General features: G+C 64.1%; 12 protein-coding genes. 7 read left to right on the top strand and 5 right to left on the bottom strand.

Features of this window, described 5'->3' with window-relative positions; translation table 11 throughout:
- Positions 1-207 precede the first annotated feature (207 nt).
- Complete coding sequence (locus tag V9T28_RS19165; RefSeq protein ID WP_147306518.1) at positions 208-16974, top strand: hypothetical protein; 16767 nt, start codon at positions 208-210, stop codon at positions 16972-16974.
- A gap of 198 nt (positions 16975-17172) precedes the next feature.
- Here V9T28_RS19165 and V9T28_RS19160 read toward each other — a convergent pair whose 3' ends face one another.
- The 4 genes from V9T28_RS19160 to V9T28_RS19145 are packed head-to-tail and all read right to left on the bottom strand — an operon-like array spanning position 17173 to position 19764.
- The gene (locus tag V9T28_RS19160; RefSeq protein WP_116402620.1) at positions 17173-17697 is read right to left on the bottom strand and encodes a DoxX family protein; all 525 of its coding nucleotides are present in this window, start codon (positions 17695-17697) and stop codon (positions 17173-17175) included.
- Positions 17694-18470, bottom strand: coding sequence for an HvfC/BufC N-terminal domain-containing protein (locus V9T28_RS19155; RefSeq protein ID WP_116402619.1), 777 nt, complete (start codon positions 18468-18470; stop codon positions 17694-17696). Before V9T28_RS19155 ends, V9T28_RS19160 begins: the two co-directional genes overlap by 4 nt.
- 19 nt (positions 18471-18489) lie before the next feature.
- Positions 18490-19410, bottom strand: coding sequence for an MNIO family bufferin maturase (gene bufB, locus V9T28_RS19150; protein WP_116402618.1), 921 nt, complete (start codon positions 19408-19410; stop codon positions 18490-18492).
- Between the two features lie 48 nt (positions 19411-19458).
- Positions 19459-19764 carry a BufA1 family periplasmic bufferin-type metallophore gene (locus V9T28_RS19145; protein WP_116402617.1) on the bottom strand — a complete coding sequence of 102 codons (306 nt, stop codon included), beginning with the start codon at positions 19762-19764 and terminating at the stop codon, positions 19459-19461.
- 356 nt (positions 19765-20120) lie between these two features.
- Here V9T28_RS19145 and V9T28_RS19140 point away from each other — a divergent pair, with 356 nt between their 5' ends.
- From V9T28_RS19140 to V9T28_RS19130, 3 genes are all read left to right on the top strand, one after another.
- Positions 20121-20645 (top strand): sigma-70 family RNA polymerase sigma factor, encoded by a 525-nt coding sequence (locus tag V9T28_RS19140; protein WP_245424230.1) that lies wholly within the window; start codon positions 20121-20123, stop codon positions 20643-20645.
- Complete coding sequence (locus V9T28_RS19135) at positions 20635-21270, top strand: NrsF family protein (protein WP_116402615.1); 636 nt, start codon at positions 20635-20637, stop codon at positions 21268-21270. The genes V9T28_RS19140 and V9T28_RS19135 overlap by 11 nt, the downstream gene beginning before the upstream one ends.
- A 508-nt stretch (positions 21271-21778) precedes the next feature.
- The gene (locus V9T28_RS19130; RefSeq protein WP_158554896.1) at positions 21779-22801 is read left to right on the top strand and encodes an AraC family transcriptional regulator; all 1023 of its coding nucleotides are present in this window, start codon (positions 21779-21781) and stop codon (positions 22799-22801) included.
- Here V9T28_RS19130 and V9T28_RS19125 read toward each other — a convergent pair.
- Entirely contained in the window at positions 22766-24304 is a 1539-nt protein-coding gene (locus V9T28_RS19125; protein WP_158554895.1) for a winged helix-turn-helix domain-containing tetratricopeptide repeat protein, read from the bottom strand. The genes V9T28_RS19130 and V9T28_RS19125 overlap by 36 nt on opposite strands.
- Before the next feature lie 368 nt (positions 24305-24672).
- On the opposite strand from V9T28_RS19125, the gene V9T28_RS19120 reads away from it, so the two are divergent.
- The 3 genes from V9T28_RS19120 (at position 24673) to V9T28_RS19110 (ending at position 26821) form a co-directional block, all read left to right on the top strand.
- Positions 24673-25335: a peroxiredoxin gene (locus V9T28_RS19120; protein ID WP_116402612.1), complete on the top strand. Its 663-nt coding sequence runs from the start codon at positions 24673-24675 to the stop codon at positions 25333-25335.
- A gap of 75 nt (positions 25336-25410) precedes the next feature.
- Positions 25411-25980 (top strand): cysteine dioxygenase family protein, encoded by a 570-nt coding sequence (locus V9T28_RS19115; RefSeq protein ID WP_116402611.1) that lies wholly within the window; start codon positions 25411-25413, stop codon positions 25978-25980.
- A 181-nt stretch (positions 25981-26161) separates the two neighbouring features.
- Positions 26162-26821 carry a peroxiredoxin gene (locus tag V9T28_RS19110; protein WP_116402610.1) on the top strand — a complete coding sequence of 220 codons (660 nt, stop codon included), beginning with the start codon at positions 26162-26164 and terminating at the stop codon, positions 26819-26821.
- The last annotated feature ends 34 nt before the right edge of the window (positions 26822-26855 follow it).

Genomic DNA, 26855 nt, shown 5'->3' with positions numbered 1-26855 from the left:
AAAGACAGATATAACAATATAAATAGAAAGGATGTTCAATCTTTTGATTTTTTTCTGCGGAATGATTAAGTATTATTGCGTATTTTTCTGCTCAAAAATTGATTAAAATATAAGTGGCATGGGGCAGAGAGAATGATAAAGACGTCTTTTTCTCTATTGGGGGGCTTCCAGTTAGAGAAGGTCCGCTCATTTTTAAGCGTCAGAAGCGTGCTTCTGCTGCTGATGATGATATTGGCGAGCACTTGGCTGTTCGTACCGTCCGCCCGGGCCCAGAATTGTTCGCTGAACGGCAGTTCAGCAGCGTGCAACGGCGATGCCAATGCCACCATGAATGTCAATGGCGGCAATTATTCGCAAATCGAACTGACAGGGTCAGGGGCAACGCCCGGGCCGCCTCCCTACACACCCTTCAGCTGCACCGGAACCGCAGGCGGATGCACGATCTCGTCGGGAAGCACAGCCTGTACGAGTAGCGACAGTGGGTGCCAGGCTCAGACGAGCAATTACGATTGTACGGCGGGAACGGGAGCGTGTTCGATCACCTACTACACATGCGCGTCGGGTAAAACCTGCACGTTATCCAACACGGTCGCGTCCTGCTCCGCCGCATCAGGTTCGGCCTGTTTTCTCAATCCCGCGCCGCAAGGCGCCGCGGGCCAAAACGGCCCGAACCTCACCTTGACCGCCAAGCCAACCACGATCGTCACAAATACGAGCAACAGCAATGTCGGCGTTCTCGTGCAGTCCAACGGGTCGAATGGAGGCGGTGGCTCCTCTCCTTGCTGCGTCGGCAACGGCGGCGACGGCTCTCAAGGCGCAAACGGCGGCACCGCAACGCTGAACTATAGCGGCAACGTCACAACGATCGGCGGCGGATTGACTGCGGTCAGCCAAGGCGGCAACGGCGGCGATGGCGGCAGCGGCGGCGCACTCGGTGGGTCCGGTGGCTCGGGCGGCCCCGGCGGCATTGGCGGGACGGCAACGCTCAATTTCAACACCGGTCAAATCAACGTCTCGGGATCGGGCTCAAACGGCATTACCGCCATCAGCCAGGGTGGCAATGGCGGTAGCGGGGCCGGCGGTGGCTTCTTCTATTCCGGCGGGGGCAGCGGCTCTTCGGCAGGACAGGGCGGACAGGCTTTTGTAACAACCGCAAGCGGGACAACGATCACCACATCCAACACCTACGCCAACGGCATAGCGGCTTACAGTTTTGGCGGCGGCGGCGGCAGCGGTGCGGGCGGGTTCGGGCTGTTCTACAGCGGCGGCGGCAGCGGCAGCACCGGCGGCAATGGCGATTTGGTTCAGGTCACGTCCGCCAGCAACATCACGACAACGAACGATTATTCCCAAGGTATTCTCGCGCAATCGATTGGCGGTGGCGGCGGAACGGCCGGCAATACGTCGGGTATCGTGGCTCTTGGCGGCAATGGCGCGGGCGGTGGAACGGGCGGCACGGTCATCGTGAATAATTCCGGCACGATCTCGACCGGAAACATATCGAATGGGGTTACGACCGGAAAAAGTTCCAACGCGATCGAGGCGCAGTCGATCGGCGGCGGCGGCGGCAATGGCGCGAGCGCGTCAGGCCTCGGTGCCAGCGCCGGCGGCGGCGGCAACACCACCGATGGCGGCGCGGTGATCGTTACCAATACGGGGACGCTTTCGACACTGGGCTCCGCTGCGAACGGCATTCTGGCGCAATCGATCGGCGGCGGCGGCGGCAACGGCGGATTTTCGGGCGGTGCCTTCTATTCGGTTGGCGGCACCGGCGGCAATGGCGGTAATGGCGGCACCGTTACGGTCACGAATTCCGGCTCGATTACAACGCAAGGAACGAATGCGAACGGCGTTTTTGCTCAGTCGATTGGCGGCGGCGGCGGCAATGGCGGTGGCGCTTTCGCCGCCGGCGTCGGCTTAAGCGTTGCCTTGGGCGGCTCTGGTGGTGCTGGCGGAACCGCCAATACGGTCGAGATCCTTCGCGGCCAGAATACCGATTACACGATTCAGACCTCAGGGGACGAATCATCTGCCGTCGTTGCGCAATCGATCGGCGGCGGCGGCGGTAACGGCGGCTTTGCAGTCTCGTTGCAAGGCGGTTCCGGCGCTTCCCTCGCCATGGGCGGCAATGGCGGCCTGGGCAATAGTGCAGGTAATGTCGTCGTCCAGACGGCCGGGACGCTCATAACGTCTGGCATCAATTCTTACGGTATCTTGGCGCAATCGATCGGCGGCGGTGGCGGCAATGGTGGCGGCTCGGTCTCGGTCTCTGCCGGCGCAACCGGATCTGCCGCTCTTTCGTTCGGGGGAACTGGCGGATCTGGTGGCAGTGCGGGCACGGTCAACGTTTCGAGCGAAAGCAACATCCTTACTTTCAATAGCAATTCCTCTGCGATTGTCGCGCAATCGATTGGCGGCAGCGGCGGCAATGGCGGTTATGCACTCTCCGGCAGCGTCGGCGTGCTTGGCAGCGCGTCCGTTTCTTTCGGCGGACAGGGTGGAGGTGGTGGAACGGCCAACGCGGTCAGCGTTTCGAGTTCGAACTTTATCTATACCGGCGGCAGCAATTCGTCCGGCATTCTCGCCCAGTCGATCGGCGGCGCCGGCGGCAACGGCGGCTATGCGATCTCGGCAAGTTTGGGGGGGCTCGCGAGCGCTTCCCTGGCCTTCGGAGGAAAAGCCGGAGCGGGCGGCAATGCTGGCACCGTTAACGTCGCGAGCCTGAGCAATATCTATACCGCCAAGGACAATTCGGCGGCGATTGTCGCGCAGTCGATCGGTGGCGCCGGGGGCAATGGCGGTTTTGCGATTTCGGGCAGTTTGGGCGGAGGCGCGAGTGCTGCCCTTTCTTTCGGCGGAAGCGGTGGGACCGGTGGTGCTGCAACCGACGTCGAGGTCGACAGTTCCGGTTCGGTTCAAACTGCAGGCAACAACTCCGACGGCATCATTGCTCAATCCATTTCCGGAAATGGCGGCAATGGCGGAATCTCGGCGTCGCTGTCGGGGAGCGGAATCGCGTCCGTTGGCTTGGCGATCGGCGGGGCAGGCGGGACCGGCCAGAGCGCGGGCAATGTGAGCGTCTATGCGAATGGCCGTGGACAGTCGACCACGGATCCCGGCTGGAACCTGGAGACGTCAAACAACAATTCCACCGGCATCCTTGCGCAATCGATCGGTGGTAGCGGCGGCAATGGCGGCTTTGCAGGCGGCGCTTCCTTAGGCGGAACGGCCAGCGCAGCCGTGACTCTGGGAGGCACAGGTGCCGCGGGTGGCAGCGGCGGTGTCGTGCTCGTCGAAAATGGAACGGCCAACGGCAGCAGCACCGATTCCACCAATACTTACGCCAACAACATCTTAACGCATGGCGATTTCTCGAGCGGCATCGTTGCGCAATCTGTTGGCGGCAGCGGCGGCAATGGCGGCATCAGCGGCGCTATTTCTGTCGCCGGCGATGCGTCCGCGTCGGTCGCCTTGGGCGGATTGGGCGGCGGCGGCGGCGCCGGCGAAGAAGTGACCGTGAACAATGGTATGACGGGTAATGGCTCGAATATCAAAACGGTAGGCAATTTCTCGAACGGCATCCTGGCGCAATCGGTCGGCGGCGGCGGCGGCAACGGCGGCTTCAGCATCGCCCTCAGCGGTTCGCAATTTCTCAGCGGCTCGTTGGCGCTCGGTGGCAACGGCGGCGCCGGCAATAACGGCGGCATCGTGAACCTGAACAGTAACGGCAATATCGTTACGCAGGGCGGCAGTTCAAACGGCTTGATCGCGCAATCGATTGGCGGCGGCGGCGGCAATGGCGGTTTTGCCGGGTCCGGATCCATGGCACTGACGGGGAGCATTGCCGTCGGCGTTGGCGGCCAAGGCGCGACTGGCGGCAATGCGAACGACGTGACGCTCTACAACACCGGCGACATCACCACGTCCGGCAGCAACTCAAACGCGATTGTCGCCCAGTCCTTGGGCGGCTCAGGCGGCAATGGCGGCTCGTCGATCGGTTTAAGTCTTGCCGCGGGCGGGAGCGGCAGCGTTGCTGTTGGCGGCGGTGGCGGCGATGGCGGTTTTGCGACCGCCGTCAAAGTTGTCTCCACCGGCAATCTGGCGACGGGCCAAGGCGGCACGTCGAGCGAACTCGCCGGCAATTCGAATGGCATTCTGGCGCAATCGATCGGCGGCGGCGGCGGTAACGGCGGCTTTGCAGGGAGCGTATCGCTCGCCGGTGCCGCGGCCATTGGCGTGTCGGTCGGCGGCGGCGGTGGCACGGGCGCCAATGGGGGAAAGGTCAACGTCACCAGCACCGGCAACATTTCGACCGTTTTTGCCAATTCGAGCGGTATCCTCGCGCAGTCCGTCGGTGGCGGCGGCGGTAACGGTGGATTTAGCTTCTCGCTCGCCGGTTCGAGCGGCATCGAGGACATTGGCGGATCGGCCGCAGTCTCCGTTGGCGGCACCGGCAATGGCGGCGGCTCGGGTCACGACGTCACTGTTTCAAGCAATGGTCTCGTCTGGACGCAGGGCAATGAATCGAACGGCATCCAAGCGCAATCGATCGGCGGTGGCGGCGGCAATGGCGGGTTGAGCGCGGATGCCGCGTTGACCATGGCGAATGCGGGCCTTGGAATTGCGATTGGCGGCAAAGGCGGGGCAGGCGGCAGTGCCGGCAAGGTCACGGTCGATAGTTACAGCAATGGCGTGAATGTGCTGCCTTCGGCCGGCGTCACCACGTTGGAAACGGATGGCGCGCAAGCCAACGGTATTTTGGCGCAATCGATCGGCGGTGCCGGCGGCAATGGCGGCCTCGCTGCGAGCTTGGGGTTTGCCGCGAGCGGCGGCGCCGTCAGTGTCGGCATTGGCGGCTCGGGCAGCGGGGGCGGAAGCTCGGATAACGTCTCGGTCACGAGCTACAATAACATCCTCACGAAGGGTAAGCTCTCCAACGGTATCGAAGCCCAGTCGATTGGCGGCGGCGGCGGCAACGGCGGCTTCGCCGTGGCGGTCTCCGCGGGATCCGAATTTTCCGGCTCTGTCTCGGTCGGCGGTAAAGGCGGGCCTGGCGGAACAACCGGAACGGTCACCGTCAACAGTTACGGCACGATCTCCACTCAAGAAGATCAATCGAACGGCATCGAAGCGCAATCGATTGGCGGCGGCGGCGGCAATGGTGGTTTTGCTGCGTCGGGGAGTTTCAGCGCGGGTGCCGCTGCACTTGGTCTCAGTGTTGGCGGCAGCGGCGGCAAGGGCAATTTCGGCAATACCGTGACGGTTAATTCCTATGGCAGCGGGACGGATGGGACCGGCGCCGGGATCGTGCCCGCGTCAAACGCCGTGACTCTTTTCACCAAAGGCGCGGATGCGAATGGCATTCTGGCGCAGTCGATTGGCGGTGGTGGCGGCAATGGCGGCTTTGCCGTCACCGGCACGATCGCCATGAATGGTGGCGCATTGGGCGGTGCGCTGGGCGGCAGCGGCGGCGGCTGCGACAACACCGGAACATGCAACAGTGGCGGCGAAGTTGACGTCACCAGTTACAACAATATTTTGACAGAGGGCTTTCAGTCGAACGGTATTCAGGCTCAGTCGATCGGCGGCGGCGGCGGCAATGGCGGCTTTGCGGGCGCTCTGTCCGGCAGCACGGATCTTTCAGGCGCGGCAGCGATCGGCGGCAACGGCAACAAGGGCGGTGACGGCGGCTTGGTAAGCGTCATCGAGGCTGGAAACATCCAAACCGGCAATGATTATGCCAACGGCATTCTGGCGCAATCGGTCGGCGGCGGCGGCGGCAACGGCGGATTTTCCATCGCCGGCACGGTGACGCTGAGTCAATCGCAGAGCGCATCGGCTGGAGCGTCGCTCGGCGGCATCGGCGAAACAGGCGGTGCAGGTGGCGAAGTCAAAGTTCAGACGCTGACCGGGCTCATTCAAACGCAAGGAAATTTTGCCTCCGGTATCGTCGCGCAATCGATTGGCGGCGGTGGCGGCAATGGCGGCTTTGCGGTCGGGGCATCGTTCGGGCTGAATTCCATCACGGCTTCCTTTGCGGCAGGAGGGAACGCGGGGGTTGGCGGGGACGCCGGCAAGGTAACGGTGACCAATGCCGATAATATCGTCACGCAAGGTCAAAACTCTGCGGGCATTCTCGCGCAGTCTGTCGGTGGCGGCGGCGGCAACGGCGGCTTTGCCGTCAGCGCAGCGATCAGCGTCTCGACCGGCAGCGGCTCACCCTCAGCAACGAACGAGACGCTCGGCGGCGATGGCGGCACGGGCGGCCTTGGCCGGGATGTCACCGTTACAAGCAACGCCACATACATTCAGACAAACGGCGACAACAGCGCCGGCATCGTGGCGCAGTCGGTCGGTGGCGGTGGCGGCAATGGTGGATTTGCCGTCGGTGTTTCGGGCGCAGGGTCCAAGGGCGGTTCCGGAGGCAGCACGGCACAATCCGTCATGGCAAAGGCAAGCAACTTGCTTGGCGGCTCGAAGAACACGACAACTGCGGGATCAGGCGGCACGGGCGCCGATAGCGGTGCGGTGTCGGTGACAACGACGCTTGATGCAAACGGCAAAGGTTACATCCTCACCAGCGGGAATTTCTCGAGCGGCATCGTTGCGCAATCGGTCGGCGGCGGCGGCGGCAACGGCGGGTTCTCTGTCGGCGGCTCGGTTGGCGTGAACACGTCGGCGGATTCGACCGTCGGCGGCGGGGCCGGTGGTGCCGGTGGCAAGGCCGGAACGGTCACCGTGACGAATGCGGATACAATCGTGGCGCTTGGCCAGAATTCATCGGGCATCGTTGCGCAATCGATTGGCGGCGGCGGCGGTAACGGTGGCTTTGCGGTTGGTCTTACGGTGGGCGCCAGCACCGGCGGCGGCGGCGCGCCGAAAGCAACAAACTCAGTTGGCGGTGGCACCGGTGGCGGTGGCGGCAATGCCGATACAGTCACCGTCACCAACACGGCGGCGGTGATTGAGACAAGCGGCGACCACAGCGCAGGCATTGTGGCGCAGTCGGTTGGCGGCGGCGGCGGCAATGGCGGTTTCGCCGTCGGCCTGTCGGTTGCGGCAAGCAAAGGCGGTTCGGGATCGTCAGGAAGCGGCGGATCGTCGAGCTTTGACAGCGCCGCCGATGCAGTTGGCGGCAACACGGATTCGTCCAGCGGTTCGAGCGGCACGACGAGCGGGGGAACCGGCGGATCTGGCGGCAACGGCGGCGCGGTTACAGTCACGACGGCGCTTGATGCGAATGGGCTGGGCGAAATTCTCACGGGCGGGAATTTCTCGAGCGGCATCCTCGCGCAATCCGTTGGCGGCGGTGGCGGCAATGGCGGCTTCTCGGTCGGCGGTTCGGTCGGCGTCAATTCAACGGCGAGTTCGACGGTCGGCGGCGGCGCCGGCGGGGTCGGCGGCACGGCCGGGATAGTGGGCGTAACCAATGCGGATACGATCATTGCGACCGGCCAGAATTCATCGGGCATCATCGCGCAATCGATTGGTGGCGGTGGTGGCAACGGCGGCTTTGCGGTTGGTCTTGCGGTGGGCGCCAACACCGGCGGCGCGGCGCCGAAAGCGACGAGTTCGGTCGGCGGCGGTGCCGGCGGTGGCGGCGGCAATGCCGATATTGTGAATGTCACCAATACGGCAGCGGCGATCGCGTCGAGCGGCGATTACAGCGCGGGCATTGTGGCGCAATCGGTTGGCGGCGGCGGCGGCAACGGTGGTTTCTCCGTCGGTCTGTCGGTCGCGGCAAGCAAGGGCAGCTCAGGATCGGGGACAGGCGGATCGTCGAGTTCGAGCTTCGACAGTGTCGGCGACGCGGTTGGCGGAAATTCGGATGCCTCATCGGGCGGCAGTAGCGGCGGCACGAGCGGTGGAAGTGGCGGCTCGGCGGGTAATGGCGGCGCGGTGACCGTGACGACGCAGCTTAACGCGAGCGGGCAAGGTCAGATCGTGACGAGCGGGAATTTCTCGAGCGGCATCGTTGCGCAATCGGTCGGCGGTGGCGGCGGCAACGGCGGTTTCTCGGTCGGCGGTTCGGTCGGTGTGAATGCATCGGCGGACTCGACCATCGGTGGCGGCGCGGGCGGGACCGGCGGCACGGCCAGTACGGTGGGCGTGACCAATGCGGATACGATCGTTGCGACCGGCCAGAACTCCTCCGGCATCATCGCGCAATCGATCGGCGGCGGCGGCGGTAACGGCGGTTTTGCCGTCGGCGCCTCTATCGGCGCCAACACCGGCGGCAGTGCTCCGAAAGCGACAAGTTCGGTCGGTGGCGGCGCCGGCGGTGGCGGCGGCACAGCCGATAAGGTGAGCGTCACCAACACCGCAGCAGCGATCGAGACGAGCGGCGATTACAGCGCAGGCATTATTGCGCAATCGCTTGGCGGCGGCGGCGGCAACGGCGGGTTCTCTGTCGGTTTGTCGGTGGCGGCGAGCAAAGGCAGCTCGGGATCTTCCGGGAAGAGCTCGAGCCTCGACAGTGCCGGCGACGCCGTTGGCGGCAATGCCGGTGTTTCCTCTTCGGGCGGAAGCGGCGGCTCGGCGGGCAATGGTGGCGCGGTGACCGTGACGACACAGCTTGATGCGAGCGGGCAAGGCCAGATCGTGACGGGCGGGAATTTCTCGAGCGGCATCGTGGCGCAATCGGTTGGCGGCGGCGGCGGCAATGGCGGTTTCTCCGTCGGCGGTTCGGTCGGCGTGAATGCCTCGGCGGACTCGACCATCGGTGGCGGCGCGGGCGGGACCGGTGGCACGGCCAGTACAGTGGACGTGACCAATGAGGATACGATCGTCGCGACCGGCCAGAACTCGTCCGGCATTGTCGCGCAATCGATTGGTGGTGGCGGTGGCAACGGCGGCTTTGCCGTCGGTGCGACGCTGGGCGCCAATACGGCTAGCAGCGCGCCAAAAGCGACAAGCTCGGTCGGTGGTGGTGCCGGCGGCGGTGGCGGGACTGCCGGTGCGGTCACCGTGACCAATAGCGCCTTTGGGATTCAGACGACAGGCGATCACAGCGCGGGCATCGTGGCGCAATCGCTTGGCGGCGGCGGCGGCAATGGCGGCTTCTCCGTCGGCCTCTCGGTTGCGGCCAGCAAGGGCAGCTCGGGATCGTCCGGGAAGAGCTCGAGCCTTGACAGCGCCGGCGACGCAGTTGGCGGCAATGCCGGCGCTTCCTCCTCGGGTGGCAGCGGCGGTTCCGCCGGCAATGGCGGTGCCGTGCTCGTGACAACCACGCTTGATGCCAATGGCAAGGGCGAAATCCTCACCGGTGGGGACTATTCGAGCGGCATCGTGGCACAATCGGTCGGCGGCGGCGGCGGCAACGGCGGTTTCTCAGTCGGCGGTTCGATCGGCGTGAATGCATCGGCGAGTTCGACGATCGGCGGCGGCGCGGGCGGAAAGGGCGGCACGGCTGGCACGGTGGGCGTGACCAATGCGGATACGATCACGGCGCTCGGTCAGAACTCGTCCGGTATCATCGCGCAATCGATTGGTGGCGGCGGCGGCAACGGTGGCTTTGCGGTTGGCGGCGCGCTGGGCGCCAATACCACGAGCAGCGCGCCGACAGCGACGAGCTCGGTGGGCGGCGGTGCCGGTGGCGGCGGCGGCAGTGCCGATGCGGTGACCGTGAGCAATACGGCAACGGAGATCCAGACGAGCGGCGATCACAGCGCCGGCATTATCGCCCAATCGCTTGGCGGCGGCGGCGGCAATGGTGGCTTCTCGGTCGGTCTGTCGGTCGCAGCGAGCAAGGGCAGTTCGGGATCGTCCGGGACGGGCGGATCCTCGAGCTCGACCCTTGATAGCGCTGGCGACGCGGTGGGCGGCAATGCGGGCTCGACCTCTTCGGGTGGCAGCGGCGGTTCGGCGGGCAATGGCGGCGCGGTGACTGTGGCGACGGCGCTTGATGCGAATGGGCAAGGGGAAATTCTCACGGGTGGGAATTATTCGAGCGGCATCGTTGCGCAATCGGTCGGTGGCGGCGGCGGCAACGGCGGTTTCTCGGTCGGCGGCTCGGTCGGCGTGAATGCATCGGCGAGTTCGACGATCGGCGGCGGTGCCGGCGGCGCTGGCGGCACGGCGGGCGCTGTGGGCGTGACCAATGCGGATATGATCGTCGCGTCGGGCCAGAACTCGTTCGGCATCATCGCGCAATCGATTGGTGGCGGTGGCGGCAACGGCGGCTTTGCGGTTGGCGGTGCGCTGGGCGTCAATACCGGTAGCAGTGCGCCGACAGCGACAAGCTCGGTCGGTGGCGGTGCCGGCGGTGCTGGCGGCAGTGCTGCCGACGTGAGTGTGTCGAACACGGCGGCGGCGATCGAGACGAGCGGGGATCATAGCGCAGGCATCGAGGCGCAATCGGTTGGCGGCGGTGGCGGCAACGGTGGTTTCTCTGTTGGTTTGTCGGTCGCAGCAAGCAAGGGCAGTTCGAGTTCGTCGAGTTCGAGCGTTGACAGTGCCGGTGACGCGGTGGGCGGCAATGCGGGTTCTTCGTCTTCGGGTGGCAGCGCTGGCTCGGCAGGCGGCGGCGGCGCGGTGAGCGTGACAACGACGCTTGATGCGAATGGGCAAGGCGCGATCCTCACGGGCGGGAATTTCTCCAGCGGCATCGTGGCGCAATCGATTGGCGGTGGCGGCGGCAACGGCGGCTTCTCGGCCGGCGGTTCGCTCGGCGTGAACGCGTCGGCAAGCTCGACGATCGGCGGCGGCGCGGGCGGTGCCGGCGGCATTGCCGGCGCGGTGGACGTGACCAATGCGGATGCGATCATCGCGCTCGGCCAGAACTCGTCCGGCATCATCGCGCAATCTCTGGGCGGCGGTGGCGGCAACGGCGGCTTCGCGGTTGGTGGCGCATTGGCCGGCAATACGAGTGGCAGCGCGCCGACAGCGACAAGCTCGGTCGGTGGCGGTGCCGGCGGCGGTGGCGGGAATGCCGATACGGTGAGCGTGACCAACAGCTCCCTTGGGATCCAGACAACCGGCGATCACAGCGCGGGCATTGTCGCGCAATCGGTTGGCGGTGGCGGCGGCAACGGCGGCTTCTCCGTCGCCCTGTCGGTCGCGGCGAGCAAGGGCAGTTCGAGTTCCTCGAGTTCGAGCGTTGACAGCGCCGGCGACGCCGTTGGCGGCAATGCGGGTTCTTCCTCTTCGGGCGGCAGCGCCGGCTCGGCGGGCAATGGTGCGGCCGTTTCTGTCACAACCACGCTTGATGCGAACGGGAAGGGCGAAATCCTTACGGGCGGGAATTTCTCGAGTGGCATCGTTGCGCAATCGGTCGGTGGCGGCGGCGGTAACGGCGGCTTCTCGGCTGGCGGTTCGCTCGGCGTGAATGCGTCGGCGAGTTCGACGATCGGCGGCGGTGCGGGCGGTGCCGGCGGCACGGCCGGCACGGTGGGCGTGACCAATGCGGATACGATCATAGCGCTCGGCCAGAATTCGTCCGGCATCATCGCGCAGTCGATTGGTGGCGGTGGCGGCAATGGCGGCTTTGCGGTCGGCGCTGCGTTGGCCGGCAGCTCCGGCGGCAGCGCACCGACCGCGTCGAGTTCGGTCGGTGGCGGTGCCGGCGGCGGTGGCGGTAGTGCCGATGCGGTGACCGTGAACAATAGCGCGACGGAGATCCTGACGAGCGGCGATCACAGCGTCGGCATTGTTGCGCAATCGGTTGGCGGTGGCGGCGGCAATGGGGGCTTCTCCGTCGGTTTGTCGGTCGCTGCCGGCAAGAGCAGTTCGGGATCGTCGGGGACGAGCGGATCGTCGAATTCGAGCTTCGATAGCGCCGGAGATGCGGTTGGCGGGAACACGGGTGTCACGTCCGGCAGCGGTGGTTCGGCGGGCAATGGCGCCGCGGTGACGGTCACGACCACGCTCGATCCGAACGGAAAAGGCGAAATTCTCACGGCCGGGAACTTCTCGAGCGGCATCGTGGCGCAATCGGTTGGCGGCGGCGGCGGCAATGGCGGCTTCTCGGTCGGCGGCTCGGTGGGCGTGAACACGTCGGCGAGTTCGACGGTCGGCGGCGGTGCGGGCGGCGCAGGCGGCGCGGCCGGCGCAGTGGCTGTGACCAACGCGGATACGATCGGTGTGGCCGGCCAGAATTCGATGGGTATTGTTGCGCAATCGGTTGGCGGTGGTGGCGGCAATGGCGGCTTTGCCGTGGACGGGGCCTTGTCCGCAAACGGTGCGTCCGTTGCATCCTCGACCGGCGGCACCGGCGGTCTCGGCGGTGCGAGCGGTCGTGTCGACGTCGCCAATGCCGGTACGATCGAGACGCAAGGGGCGAGCGCGATCGGCATCTTGGCGCAGTCGGTCGGCGGTGGTGGCGGTAACGGCGGCTTCGCTTTGGGTATTGGCGTCAGCAAAGCACAATCGGCCGCCTCGACCGTGGGCGGCGACGGCGGCAGCGGCGGCGCGTCCGGGCAAGTCAATGTCACGAATTCCGCGACGGGCGTGATCCTCACCAATGGCGCGATGGCCTATGGCGTTCAGGCGCAGTCGATCGGCGGCGGCGGCGGCAATGGCGGCTTTGCCGTCGGCGGCTCGCTCAACCTGGGCGGCGATGCGACCTCCAAGGTCGGGGCCGGCGCGGGCGGCGGTGGCGGTTCGGCCAGCCAGGTCAATGTACAGAATAACGGCCAGATCATCACCAATGGTGCGGTCTCGATCGGTGTCTTCGCACAGTCGATTGGCGGTGGCGGCGGTGCCGGTGGGTTCGCGGGTGGCTTGAATGTCGGCAAAGGTGGCACGACCTCCAATGTGGTCGGCGGCGCGGGTGCCGGCGCCGGCAATGGCGATCAGGTCACGGTCGGCAACGCAGGCCTCATTCACACCTATGGCGCATCCTCCATCGGTGTCCTGGCGCAATCGGTCGGCGGCGGCGGCGGTAACGGCGGCTTCGCCCTGTCGGGCTCGGGCGCCAGCGGCAGCGGCTCGACGACCGCGATCGGCGGCAGTGGTGGGGGCGGCGGCTCGGCCGGCCTGGTCCAGGTGACGAATTCGGGCGTCATCGCCACCGAAGGCGCTTTGTCCTATGGCATCTATGCGCAGTCGGTGGGCGGCGGCGGCGGCAATGGCGGCTTCTCCGTGGCTGGCACGCTGGCCGGCGGGTCGGGCGGCATGGTCTCCAATGTCGGCGGCAGCGGCGGTGCGGGCGGCAGCGGCGGCGACGTGAAGGTGAGCAACACCGGGGCGATCATCGTCAATGGCGCCGGCTCCGTGGGCGTCCTGGCGCAATCGGTCGGCGGCGGCGGCGGTGCGGGCGGTTTCGCGGGCGCGCTCAGCTTCTCCGGCGGCGGCTCGATGAACAACAATGTCGGCGGCAATGGCGGCAACGGCGGCAGCGGCGGCAATGTCAGCGTCATCAGCACCGGCTCCATTCAAACCCTCGGCGCCGATTCCGTCGGCGTGCTCGCACAGTCGATCGGTGGCGGCGGCGGCAATGCCGCTTTCGCGGTTTCGGCACAGAGCGGCGCGGTGGACGGCTCGGCCGTGAATGTCGGCGGATCGTCGGCCGGCACGGGTGGCGCCATGGGAACGGTCACGGTCCAGGTCAGCGGCGGCACGACGAGCACGTCCGGCGCACTGTCCTACGGCCTGCTCGCGCAGTCTATCGGCGCGGGCGGCGGCAACGGCGCGATCTCCGGCACGGGTCCGATCACGACCCTGGGCGGCGGACTCGCGGCCATCGTCGGTGCCAGCGGCGGGATCAGCGGCAACGGCAACAGCCTCACCGCTGGCAACAACAATTCGACCCTGACCGTGGGCGAGGGGGCGATCGGGCTCATCGCGCAGAGTATCGGCGGCGGCGGCGGCACCGACGGCGCCAGCGGCGATCTTTCGGTCGGCAACAGTCTCGGCGTGCTGCAGGCCATCGCCGGCGGCACGAGCAGCAACGGCGGCTCCGGCAACGCGGTTCAGTTCAGCAATATCGGGGCCGTCGTGACGACAGGCAACCAGGCCATCGGCGTTCTGGCCCAGGCGATCGGCGGCGGTGGCGGCACTTCCGTTCTGTCCGTGGGCAATGTTACGGGCACGCCGCTCGGTATCGCGCTGCAAGCGGGCGGCTCCCAAGGCACGGTCGGCAATGGCGGAGCTCTGACCATCAACACGTTCTCCGGCGCCGTGAACACGACGGGCGCGCTGGCGTCCGGCCTGCTGGCGCAATCGGTCGGCGGTGGCGGCGGTTATGTCGGCTTCTCGACGCCGAGCGGCACCAATGTCGGGACCAATGGCGTGACCCTCGATTTGGGCAGCACGGGCGGGGCCGGCGGCGCGGGCGAGGCGGTCGCGGTGACCGCGACCGGCGCGGTGACGACCTCCGGCACAGGCGCCATGGGCCTGGTCGCCCAATCGATCGGCGGTGGCGGCGGCGTCGCGGACTTCTATAGCGGCGGCGGCCAAGATCCGGCGATTGCTTCGACCAACCTCGGCGATCCCGGCGCGGGCGGCAACAGCGGCGCGGTCAATCTGACCGTCCAGGCGCCGGTGAGCACCTCCGGCACGGGAGCGCTGGGCGTGCTGGCGCAATCGGTCGGCGGCGGCGGCGGTGTCGTCGAGGCGTTTGGCGTCGGTGCGAGCAGCAATTTGACCCTTGGTGCCGCAGGCGGCGCGAAGGGCGATGCCGGCGCCGTCACGCTCAATGTCGCGGCGCCGGTCGCGACCACCGGCAACGGCGCGCCCGCGGTCATCGCGCAATCGGTGGGCGGCGGCGGCGGCATCGATCTCGCTTTCTCGTCGAGCAATACGCTCGTCGCGGCGGCGGTTCAGGCTGGTTCCGGCGGCGCGGGCGGCAATGGCGGCGCGGTGAACGTGTCCATCACTGCTCCGGTGACCACCACCGGCGTCGGCGCGGACGCGATCATCGCACAATCGGTCGGCGGCGGCGGCGGCATTGCCGGCACGGGGGACTATAGCGCCACGCTCAGCTCGGCGGCCTTTGCCGGAACGGTCGGCGGCACCGGCACGGGCGGCGCCGTGACTGTGAATGTCACGGCCAATGTGCTGGCCCTCGGGCAAAACGCGACGGCGATCTTTGCCGACAGCGATGGCGGCTCGGGCGCCAGCAATATCAATGTCACGGTCGGCAATGCGCTTGTGGTCGGCGGCTCGGGAAGCGGCCATGCGGTGAGCTTCCTCGGCGGGGTCAACAATACACTGACCAACAACGGTACATTGATCACGGTTGACGGCCTTTCCGGCTTCGTGATCACCGGCGGCATCGCCAACGACAATGTCGTCAACAATGGCTTCGTCACCGGTTCCGTCGACCTGGGTGGCGGAGTCAACACATTCAATAACACCCAGACGGGCACGTTCATCTCGGGCTCGACCGTCAATCTCAACACGTCCGGCTTGTTGACCAACCAGGGCGTGTTGACCCCGGGCAATTGGTTCAATCCGTTCACCACCAATGTGACGGGCAGCATGGTGCAGACCTCGACCGGCATCTACGGCGTCGATCTTGTACTGGCCAATCAGGCGACCGATCTGATCAATGTGACCGGAACGGCGAATTTGACCGGCACGGTCGCGGTCAATGTGCTCGACCCGGGCAACGCACAGACCGGCACCCATGACGATCTCATCCTGCGTGCTGCCGGCGGCGTCACCAATCACAATGGCTTGGCGATAGCTGCGGAATCGAGCGCGGTTGCAACCTATTCGCTCGTCTATCCCAACGCGACCGATGTCGTGTTGCAGGATGTCATCAATTATTCGCCGCTCGGCCTCACGCGCAACGAGCAGTCGGTGGGCAATGCGATCAATGCCATTCAGGCTGCGCGCCTGTCGCCGAAATTCGCCGGCATCGCTTCGGCGCTGTTCTACATCCCCGATGTGAAAACCCTTGGGCAGGTCTATGATTCCCTGTCGGGCGAAGGCGTGAGCGGCGCGATTCAAAGCGCCTTCTCGGCCAACGACCAATTCCTGACAGGCATCGGCCGGCAGATGGGATTCTGGCTCAATGACGAGCCTGATGACGGCAATAGCCTCGAGTTCCGCCCTATGAGCTACGCACCCGTCAGGAAAGAGTCTGGGCCTTTGGCGAAATTCGCGCAACCGCCGCTGCCGCAACCGCGCACCTGGCGCATCTGGGCGAGTTACACTGCCGGCGCCGTGCTGAACGGCAGCAATCCGACCATCGGCACCTCGACCATGAAGGCGCATGGTTTGACCTATATGGCGGGCGCGGACTACCAGGTCGATCCGACCATGCTGTTCGGCATGGCGGTCGGCGGCGGAACGTCGGGATTCGGCGTGAATGGCCGTCAAACCTATGGCGATATGGATGTTGGCCATATCGCCGCCTACGGCGCCTTGCGCCGCGACGACAATTATCTGACCGGCATCCTCTCCTATGACGTCTTAAGCAACAGCGAGCAACGTTATGCGGCGATTCCCGGCTTCACCCCGGCAACGCTGCCTGGCACTGGCGCGCAACCCGCGAGCGTTGCCGGATTCAGCGAACATCTCAACGGCGACTTCCAAAGCCGCTCGCTCAGCGGGCGGCTCGAAGTCGGGCACAAATTCCAATATGGCGGCTTCGGCCTCACGCCTTTCGCCGCGATGCAATTTTCCGCGCTGCGCATGGATGGCTTTACCGAGACAACCGAGCGCGGGCCGAGCCAGATCGGCCTCACATTCCACGGCCGCACGGACTATTCGCTGCCGAGCTTCCTTGGCATGCAAGTCGACCGTCAGATCGATATCGGCTCAGACATGAGCTTGGCCGGCTGGGTGCGGGGGGCATGGGTGCACGAATTCAGAAATACCCGCACGACCGAGAATTCCTTCATTGCCGCGCCCGGCTATGACTTCATCATCAACGGCGCGCTGGCGCCGCGCGATTCGGCCCGCGTGAGTGTCGGCGCCAAATTGACATTGAGCAGGAATGTGGAATTCTTCGGCAGCTTCGACGGCGATTTCTCCGGTCAGGGCCATACCTATGCGGGCTCCGGCGGCGTGCGCGTGATCTGGTGATCCGCAGGTCGGTGCATGTCAAGACCGGAAACTGCTGCTGGACGCGTCAGCTTCCGAGCCGGCGGCGCGGTGTCTGTCATCGGATCAGCTCTCGCTCTGCTTCGGTGTGCTGCTCGGATCGAGCGCATCGAACGTTCGCGCAGAGTAGATGAGTGAAGCTCCAGCTCCGACATTCCCGTTCTCAATGCGTCGTTGATTCTATGCCCGATCTACGATTCGGATTCGCCAGATTTTGTTTATGAGCGCGTCGAGCGACGCCATTCCCGGTCCCCATCCCATAATCCCAAGAGCCATGGCTGCCCACGTCAAATGGATCGGCCATCCGTCGGGCACGGTGAGTTCGACGATCGCGGTCATGAGCAGAAGACCGAATGCGGCAAAGCGCGTCCCGATCCCGAGGATCAGGAGAATAGGGAAAATGATCTCGCCCAAGCCTGAGAGAAACGCCATGGTAGCTGGTGCCGGGAAAGGATAAGGGCCGCCTGGCAGATGCAGCATGAACTCGTCGCTGAAGAGCGTGACCGCCGTGTCGTTGAGTTGTAGAAACCCGTCCCATTTGAGAATGCCGGAACGCCAGAAGGGCACGGCGAGTGCGCAGCGCAAGACGAGCTGGACGAGAGAAGGCTGCGCGGCCATTTGGATCAGGTGGCTTGCCCTCTCGACACCATCGGCGATCGCGTTCGTTGTCCTTCCGACTGCCCCATGTCGTTCCGTTGTCATCATGATGCGTCACCGAATTTGAGAGCTGTGAAGGCGCCGGCCTCGACCATTCCTGCAAGGTTGGCGCCAAGGTCAAAGGCAGGCACGGCTTCAAGCGCGGCCGCCGCGGCCTCGCCGAGCGGTCGTCCGGTGAAGAGCGCATCTATAAATATCGCTCCGCCCCGCGGCAGGTGGCGCACAAAGACATTGAAATCGGGTCGGGTGATCAACGCGTCTTCCGGGTTCGAGGCATCAATGGAGCGTACCGGTTCCGCATCGCGATTGGCTGCGAAGATGGTTGCCGCCGCATAGGGCGAGCGAACAATGCGTGTCGCTGGATGAGGCACGAAGGTTATGTCCGCCAACCGATCTGGCGGCACCGCGGCCAATGTGCCTGCCGCGAGCGGCGCGGTATCCGCTGCATGATAGGCATCAAGCCAGGCCCTTTCGATTCTGGCGGTGTCCGCAAGCCAGGGCATGGACTTTGCATACTCATATCGTTCGATGAAGGAAGGAAAGTCCCGGCCGTATTCAAATAGCAGCGGCGATGTCGGCGGCGTTTCGCGAATATGGAAACGCGCCATGGCGCGGAAAAAATCAATACCGGTGATGCGCTGGACGGCTGGATAAATCGCCGCCAACGCGTCGATCAAGCTGACCGTGACATTGTTGCGATAGACATTGTACCGTTTGAGGGCCGCCTTGCCGTTTGGGCCGACGACATTCGACGGCGTCTCCCGCTCGGGGTTGGTCAGCGCCGATGAAAAATTCGCGGCATACGACTTTTCATGCAGCATCCGATCGTGGGGTACGAAGTCATGCAACACGGATTTGGTCCTGTAATGGTTGGTCCGCATAGCGATCGAGGATCGTTTGTGCGGCGAGAGCTTCCGCTTTAAGAATTGGCCAATCTGGAATTTTGCCGTCCCATTCGATCAACGTGGCAATGGGCCCACATCTGCCAATGACGCTTTCGAATAGGTCCCAAACAGGGTCGGCGACAGGGCCGTCATGGCTGTCGATCAACAAGAGATCGCCCTCGTCGTCGGTCTGCTCCGAATGACCCGCGAGATGGACCTCACCGACTTTCGCGAGCGGGAATTCAGCCAGATAGTCGCGTGCCGAGAAGCCGTGATTGATCGCGGAGACGAAGACGTTGTTGATGTCGAGCAAAAGGCCGCATCCGGTGCGCCGGGCGATGGCGCGGATAAAATCCGTCTCGCTCATCGTCGACTCGCAGAACGCGACATAGGTTGAGGGGTTCTCGAGCAGCATCGGCCGTCCGATCGCCTCCTGAACCTGGTCGATATGGGCGCATACCCGATCCAACGTCGTCTCCGTGTAGGGGAGCGGCAAGAGGTCGTTGAAGTAGGTCGTGCCGTGCGTCGACCAGGCGAGGTGCTCGGACACGAGTGCTGGCTCGTAGCGCGTGATGAGCTCTTTGAACCTGTGCAAATGTGCGATATCGAGCGGCTGCGGACCGCCGATCGACATGCACACGCCATGCAGGGAGATGGGATTGTCGCGCCGGATCGTTTCGAGTGCCTGATGGGGCGGGCCGCCTGCGCCCATATAGTTTTCGGCGTGAACCTCGAAGAAGCCCCTCGGCTTCCGGTCAGCAAGGATCGCCGGAAGATGCTCGTGCTTGAAGCTGGTCCCAGCTTGCCCCGCGATTGCAAACACCGGAAAGCGGCGGGGATAGGCCGATGTGACGGAGACGTCGGCTTTGGCATTCATGATGAGCTTCCTTTTTCCGGCGATCCTGATGGTCGCGGCAGCGTACGATCAAATCGGCTTCAGGGAGCCATGCCCACCGTTTGGCAGAACGATCGAGGTGCAGGTCCCGCCTTGGACAAATTTCCAAGAATTACCCTGAAAATCGACGGTCGAAGTGCCCTGGCACGAGGTGCCGGGGCCGGCGGCGCAATCATTCTGGCCTTTCAAAGCCACACCGAAACACTTCTCCTTGTGAGCGGCGATGGCGGCTGCGGCCTCCGCCTTGGTAAGGGGAGCGGCATTCGCCATCGAGGCGAAGGCTGAGGTAAGGGCGCCGGCCAGGACGGCCGAGCTCACGACTTTGTTTATGGACATGCGGTCACTCCAAGATGAATTTTGGGTCGTGCCCAAACAGGACACGACAGCAATACGGACCGCGAAGGAGACTTGTTACAGCACGGGCGATTAAAATTTTTGCCATCGCTGGACGAGGCGACTCGCAACAGGGAAATCGGAGACTCCCGCCGAGGCACGAGCGCCGGCGCTCATTCGTGCGCGTCCCGAAAATGCGATGCGGTTCAGTTTAAGAGAGGTTTCGGTTATATGAAATCAGGCGGAACGGGGCAGGTAAGATGGGGCTTAATCGCACCCAGCTGTAACAATCTGGACGGAAACTGCGTAATAGGTGCCAGGTGACCGTATCGTGCCGAGAGAGAGACTGGGCGACGTGGATGCGCGAAGCGATGGCCGGAAACGCTGCCGCATATCGGCGCTTTCTCGTGTCAGTTGCGCCACATATACGCGCTGTGGCCCGTTCGCGCTGTCGGACACTCGGCGCATCGGAGAATGAGGTCGAAGATATCGTGCAAGAGGTATTGCTTTCAATCCACCTCAAGCAGGCAACCTGGGACGACACGCGCCCGGTTGGTCCCTGGGTCGCGGCAATCACACGAAACAAGCTGATCGACATTCTGCGCCGGCGCGGACACTACGTCAGCGTTCCGATTGAGGACATTATAGACACATTGCCAGCCGAGAATTATGCTCCGGATCTCACGGGCCGCGACGTTGATACGCTCCTTGAGCATTTGAGGCTGCAGCAGAGGGAGATTGTGCGATCGATATCGATCAACGGAGATAGTATCCGAGCGACGGCGCGCCGTCTCCAGATGACGGAAGGAGCCGTTCGGGTTGCCCTTCATCGCGCACTGCGGACCTTAGGTAATCTCTATCGGGGGCAGGCTCGTGAAGACTGAAGAGTTCATAAATCTGCTCGCGGCGGATTCCTCCCGGCAATGGCGCTTTCGCTCGATCCTCGCGACGGCGGTGGGCGGCGGCATTGTTCTCGCAGGCGCCTTGTTCTTTGCAGGAATTGGATTTCGACAGGACATTGCTCAAGCCCTGAAGAGCGCACACTTCCTATACAAGTTCGTCGTCACCATCGCGTTGGCCATCACGGCGACTCTTGCCATGGCTCAGCTGAGCCGTCCGGGCGCGCTGGTCGCAGGCCGGATGCGCTCGCTTGCGATCGTACCCGCCTTGCTCCTTGGCGGTGTCATCTTCGAGCTTGTCACGGTGCCAGAAGATCAGTGGACGGTTCGTTTGATGGGCCACAACGCGCGGCTCTGCCTGAGCTTGCTGCCACTGCTCGCAATCGGGCCCTTGGGCTGCCTTTTGGTGGCTCTTCGCCAGGGCGCTCCGACGAACCCAGGCTTAGCGGGTGCGGTCGCGGGTTTAGCCGCAAGCGGGATTGGTGCGACCTTCTATGCCGCGCATTGCGACGACGACAGTCCCCTTTTTGTTATCACGTGGTATTCCATCGCAGTCCTGATTGTGACCCTCGCCGGCTATGTTATCGGCAAGAAGGCGCTGCGCTGGTGACTGCGATCTTAACATTGAGGCGCGACATCGCTGAATGCCAACTAGGATCCGGATCGTCTTCGCTCGTCGCACACTCGGCAACCAACCTTTTCGAAAAAGCCCTGCACCGACCCCAATAGGACTTTTTTGCGTTTGGGAAATCGCCGCTCACGGCGGCTTATGAGTATCCTTTTGTCCACGTAGCCCCGCTCTTGGTCCCTGAATAGAGTGCCTTGACTCCATTGGAAAGGCTGTCGCCCTGATGGCCTTAAACCGGTGGCATCGCTTTCAAACCGAATCTGGGAGCCGCTTCGCTGGCGAATGACATGATCTGTGGCACGGACCACATGCTTGTTCGCCGGAGGCCGATATTAATCCTCCTGCGGAGAGCTGCGTCGCGCTTTCCAGACCGATTGGCCGTCTGTCGCCGGCGGCGGCATATCCGGGTACCCGCATCATCATGACGTCCGCACGGCGAGCCGAAATCCCTTCCTCAAGCTCTTTCGGCACCTTCTCACATCCGGAGGCGATGGCACAGGCGATCCGTGGCACGATGTCGTGGACGAACGGTCCCCATCCGCTGGGGCGAGCGGCTAAGAACTTTCATGCGAGCCTGGCGGGTGCGGTTTTCGACGGCCTCAGCATCGCCATCGGCAAATTCACCGTGGCGATTTCCCAATCCGGCGTGACAGCAAACGGACATACATTCATGTTTGCCATCGAACCCGGCACCGTCCGTCGCGTTTCAGGCAGGGATCTCTTCGGCGACCATATCTTCCACTTGCGACCGAACGCGCGCATGGTGACGAGTTCGCCGACGGGCTGGCCTTGGGCCTCCGGCGTCATCTCGATGTCCTTCGATCTGCTTGCCGCGCGTGGGTTGGAATTGGCGGGTGTGGAGCATGTTGCGTCGCTCGACGATGATCGGATGTTTCTGGTGCCCGAGACCGCCATGGCGAAGCTTGTCGGGTTGACGCACGACATATCGCGCATCATTCGGGAGACGCCGTGGATCATCGCTGCGCCCCAGTCGGCCAAGGCGCTGTCCGGCGCCCTCCTCGATACGCTCCTCTTCTGCCTCCTCCACAGCCGGCTGAAACTCGACCGGGCCGCGCTCGGCCGCCATCGCCAGATCGTCGCGCGCTTCGAACGGGCTTTGGAAGAGCGTCCGGAGGACATGTTGTCGGTGGGCGACATCTGCGCCGCGGTCGGCGTGGCGGAGCGAACGCTCAATCTTGCGTGTCAGGAATTTCTCGGCGAGAGCGCGATGCAATATGCCCGCAAGCGCCGCCTCGACCGGGTTCGCGAAAGGTTGCTGGCGTCCGATCCGGCCGCGACGTTGGTGACTGGTGTCGCCATGCAATACGGCTTCTGGGAGCTCGGTCGTTTTGCCCAGGCCTATCGCGTTCGTTTCGGAGAACGCCCTTCGGAAACTTTGCAGCGAAAGACGCCGTCGCAGTTGTCCACGAAAGTTCCTCTTCGCGCCGGAATGGCATCGTCCGCATCGCAACGACGATCAGCCGGTCTCGCCGGTAGCGATCTGGAGGCCTGACAGATAAAGCGCACGCTGCCCGGGATCGCGCCACATCGCGGCGTCCGGAATCACGACGCTGCAAACATCACGAAGCCGTCTGACGATCTCCTTCGCGTCGTCAATCCGACCCATGTGAGCATAGCACGCCGCCAAAAATCGGTACGGTTCCGGATAATATGCATCCTCTTGGATCGCCAGCCGGAACTTTGGCGCGGCTTCATCGAAGCGCCGCCGGAAGAAATGGGCGGCACCGACGGAGAACCACGACGTACCGACACGGGCACGGGGGCTGAGGCGGATGGCTGTCTCCATATGCGCGATCGCGATGTCCGGTTGACCCGACCAGTTCCGGAGAACGCCGCTGAGGAGCCAGCCGCGGGCGAAATTCGAGTTAAGCACCAAGGCATGGTCGACCAGGGCGATCATCGCATCGATATCTTCTCCGAAGCCCGCCAAGGCCAAGGCGGCGTTGGTGATGATGGCCGGGTCGTCACCGGCCACTTCCAGGGCTCGCCGGGCATAGGCGATGCCCTTGTGCGCGTCGGCGGTCGGGTCGTCGCTGCGGCTGTCGAAGATCAGCCGCATGATGCACACGGCTGCCCACGCGAGCGCCGGTCCGTAGTGGGGATCGCGCGCGATCGCCTGCTCCATCAGACGGCGCGCTTCGGCGATCTGCCGCGCCGACGACCAGACCAATGCGTAGGCGCGCAAATAGAGATCATAGGTGGTGAGATCGGCGGTCGGGCGGTTGGCCGAACGGGCCGCCTCGGCCACCTGCAAGGTCGGTTCGATGACCCCGGCGACGCTCGATGCGATTTTGTCCTGCAGGCCGAAGACGTCTTCGAGCGTCGCATCGAAGCGATCGGCCCAGAGATGCGCATCGGTGACCGCGTCGATGAGCTGCGCCGTGATGCGAACGCGATCACCGGCTTTGCGGATCGAGCCTTCCAGCACGTAGCGCACGCCGAGCGCGCGCCCGACCCGCTTCACGTCGACGGCTGATCCCTTGTAGACGAAACTTGAATTGCGCGCGGCGACGAACAGCCAGCGGATGCGCGCGAGCGCGGTGGTGATCTCCTCCACCATGCCGTCGACGAAATATTCCTGCTCCTGATCGCCCGACATGTTTTGGAACGGCAGGACCGCCAGGGACGGTCTGTCCGGAAACGCCGAGCCATCGTCGGCATTGCCGGCAACATCGGTGGCGCGGTGTTGCGGCATTGGCATGGGGGCCGGCGCTGCATCTGCTCGCGGCGCGGAAGCCAACTCGCCCACACGCTCTTCCGCGCCGATGGGGCCCACGAACCGGTAGCCGCGGCGAGGCCTGGTCTCGACCCAGAGCTCGCCGCCGGGTACGGCGCCCAACACGCGCCGCAAGGCCGCGATCTGCACCGTAAGATTGCTGTCCTCGACCGCTTGGCCGGGCCAGGCTGCTTCGATCAGCGCGTCTTTCAGCACCAGTGCGCCGCGCTGTTCAATCAACACGCGCAACACCGCGACTGCGCGCCGGCCGAGCGCCATCGGCTCGTCTCCCAGCAACAGCAGCTCGCCCCGCGTGTCCAGCCGAAAGGGTCCGAGAACGTATGTCGTCATCAGCAACGAGCTTATCTTTCATTTTTGTAAATTTCTCCGAAATTCTTCCGCCCGCGTTCACGACATGCGACGACGGCCGGGGCATAGTCTGATTCGCCGTCACCGGCATCCGTGAAAGTTCCTCCGTTCGTGCCGGAATTGCATAGTCCGCCCTCGTCCCCGCCGCGTATGGAGACGAGGCGCGGTGAATTCCGGTCCGCCACCTTTACCCGGATGCATAGTCACGCGGATGCTCAGTGAGGCCGATCGCCGGTGCTGCGTGAACCGGTTTACAAAAACGCCAGGGGAACAACGACATGACACTTCGCATCAACGAAATGGCGCCGGATTTTGCGGCGGACACGACCCATGGACCGATCGCGTTCCATGACTGGATCGGCGACGGCTGGGCCGTCCTGTTTTCGCACCCCAAGGACTTTACGCCGGTCTGCACGACGGAGCTCGGCTACATGGCGGGCCTGAAGCCGGAATTCGACAAGCGCAACGCCAAGATCATCGGCCTCAGCGTCGATCCGGTGGAGAATCACTCCAAGTGGGCGCAAGACATCGAGGAGACCCAGGGGCATGCGGTCAATTATCCGATGATCGGCGACACCGAGCTGAAGGTGGCGATGGCCTATGGCATGCTCCCCGAAGGCGCCGGCACCACCTCGGAAGGCCGCACCGCGGCCGACAATGCCACCGTGCGTTCGGTTTTCGTCATCGGGCCGGACAAGAAGGTCAAGGCGATGCTGATCTATCCGATGACCACCGGCCGCAATTTCGACGAGGTGCTACGACTGCTCGATTCGCTGCAGTTGACGGCCAAGCATACGGTGGCGACGCCGGTCAACTGGCAGCCCGGCGAGGATGTGATCATCCCGCCCTCAGTGTCCAACGAAGCGGCCGCGGCGAAGTATCCCGACGGGTGGAAGACGTTGAAGCCGTATCTGCGCGTGGTTGCCCAGCCGCGCGACTGAGACTTCGGTGAAATGACCTGGCCGGCAACTTCGTCATCGGGCCGGCCAGATCGACGACCATGATCGGGGGATATCATGACCAAGGCGCTTGATCGTTTCATTGATGACGCCCATGCCGTCATCGGGCAAACGGAGGACGCAGCCGAACGCGTGACCATGATCGCGCCGCTGATGCGGCGCCTTCTCGACTCCGACAGATCCTTCCTCCAGCCTGCGCATTTCCGCTCCAACCCGGAGCACTATGAGCGCAATGCGATTCATATTTCCGACGACGGAAACCTGTCGCTGTTCGCGCTGGTGTGGCTGCCGGGGCAATGGACGCCGGTACACGATCACGGCAGCTGGGGCGTGGTCGGCATCGTCCAGGGCCTGCTTGAGGAGCGGTCCTATATGGCGGCCGACGGCGAGATCACGCGGGATACCGGCATCCGCTTGCGCCGCGGCGGGGTGATCCTGCTCAATCCCGGCTCCGTCACCAGTTTCGTGCCGAATCCGGATCATATCCATATGACCGGCGTCGCAGCGGAGCGGGAGATGTGTGTCAGCCTTCATGTGTATGGACGGAACATGAATTCGTTCCATATTTACGATGTGGCGGCCGGCACGCGGCGCATGATCGAGGTGGCCCATCAAGAAAGCCGATAGCGCTCGGATTCGTGGTATAATTCTCCGGTCTTCAAAAGAGGCAACTGATGATTTTATGCCAGCGCTTTGAACCGGTTTGGTACGCCCAATCGTGTCGGATCGCCAACCGCCGTGTCTCGGGGATGAGGTTTATGATGAATGCCTCGTCGCCAAACCGAATCCACCAAAGGAGAGTAGGGATATGAGTCTTCGCATCAATGACATCGCACCGGATTTCACCGCCGACACCACTGATGGACCGATCGTGTTCCATGAATGGCTGGGCGACGGCTGGGCGGTGCTTTTCTCGCATCCCAAGGATTTCACACCGGTCTGCACGACCGAGCTTGGCGCCATGGCTGGCCTGAAAGGCGAGTTCGACAAGCGCAACGCCAAGATCATCGGCATCTCCGTCGATCCGGTGGAGAGCCACGACAAGTGGAAAGGCGACATCCACAAGGCCACGGGCCATGCGGTCAATTATCCGATGATCGGCGACCGGGATCTCAAGATCGCCAAACTCTATGACATGCTGCCGGCTTCCGCCGGCGATACGTCGGAAGGGCGCACGCCGGCCGACAATCAGACGGTACGGTCGGTGTTCGTCATCGGCCCCGACAAGAAGATCAAGCTGATCCTGACCTATCCGATGACGACGGGCCGCAATTTCGCGGAGATCCTGCGCGCCATCGATTCGCTTCAGCTCACCGCCAAGTTCCCGGTTTCGACCCCGGTGGACTGGGTGCCGGGGGAAGACGTCGTGATCGCGGGTTCGGTCTCGGACGCCGACGCCACCGCGCGTTTCGGCACCTTTGACGCGATCCTGCCCTATCTGCGCAAGACGAAGCCGCCGACGGTCTAACGGCGCGCGCGCATGTGTTCGTGATGAGGAGGGA

Source organism: Methylovirgula sp. 4M-Z18 (genome assembly GCF_037890675.1).
In the GTDB taxonomy this organism is placed as follows: Bacteria; Pseudomonadota; Alphaproteobacteria; order Rhizobiales; family Beijerinckiaceae; genus 4M-Z18.
Note: the sequence above shows the minus strand (reverse complement) of the source record. Positions and strands in the feature narration are given on the sequence as shown.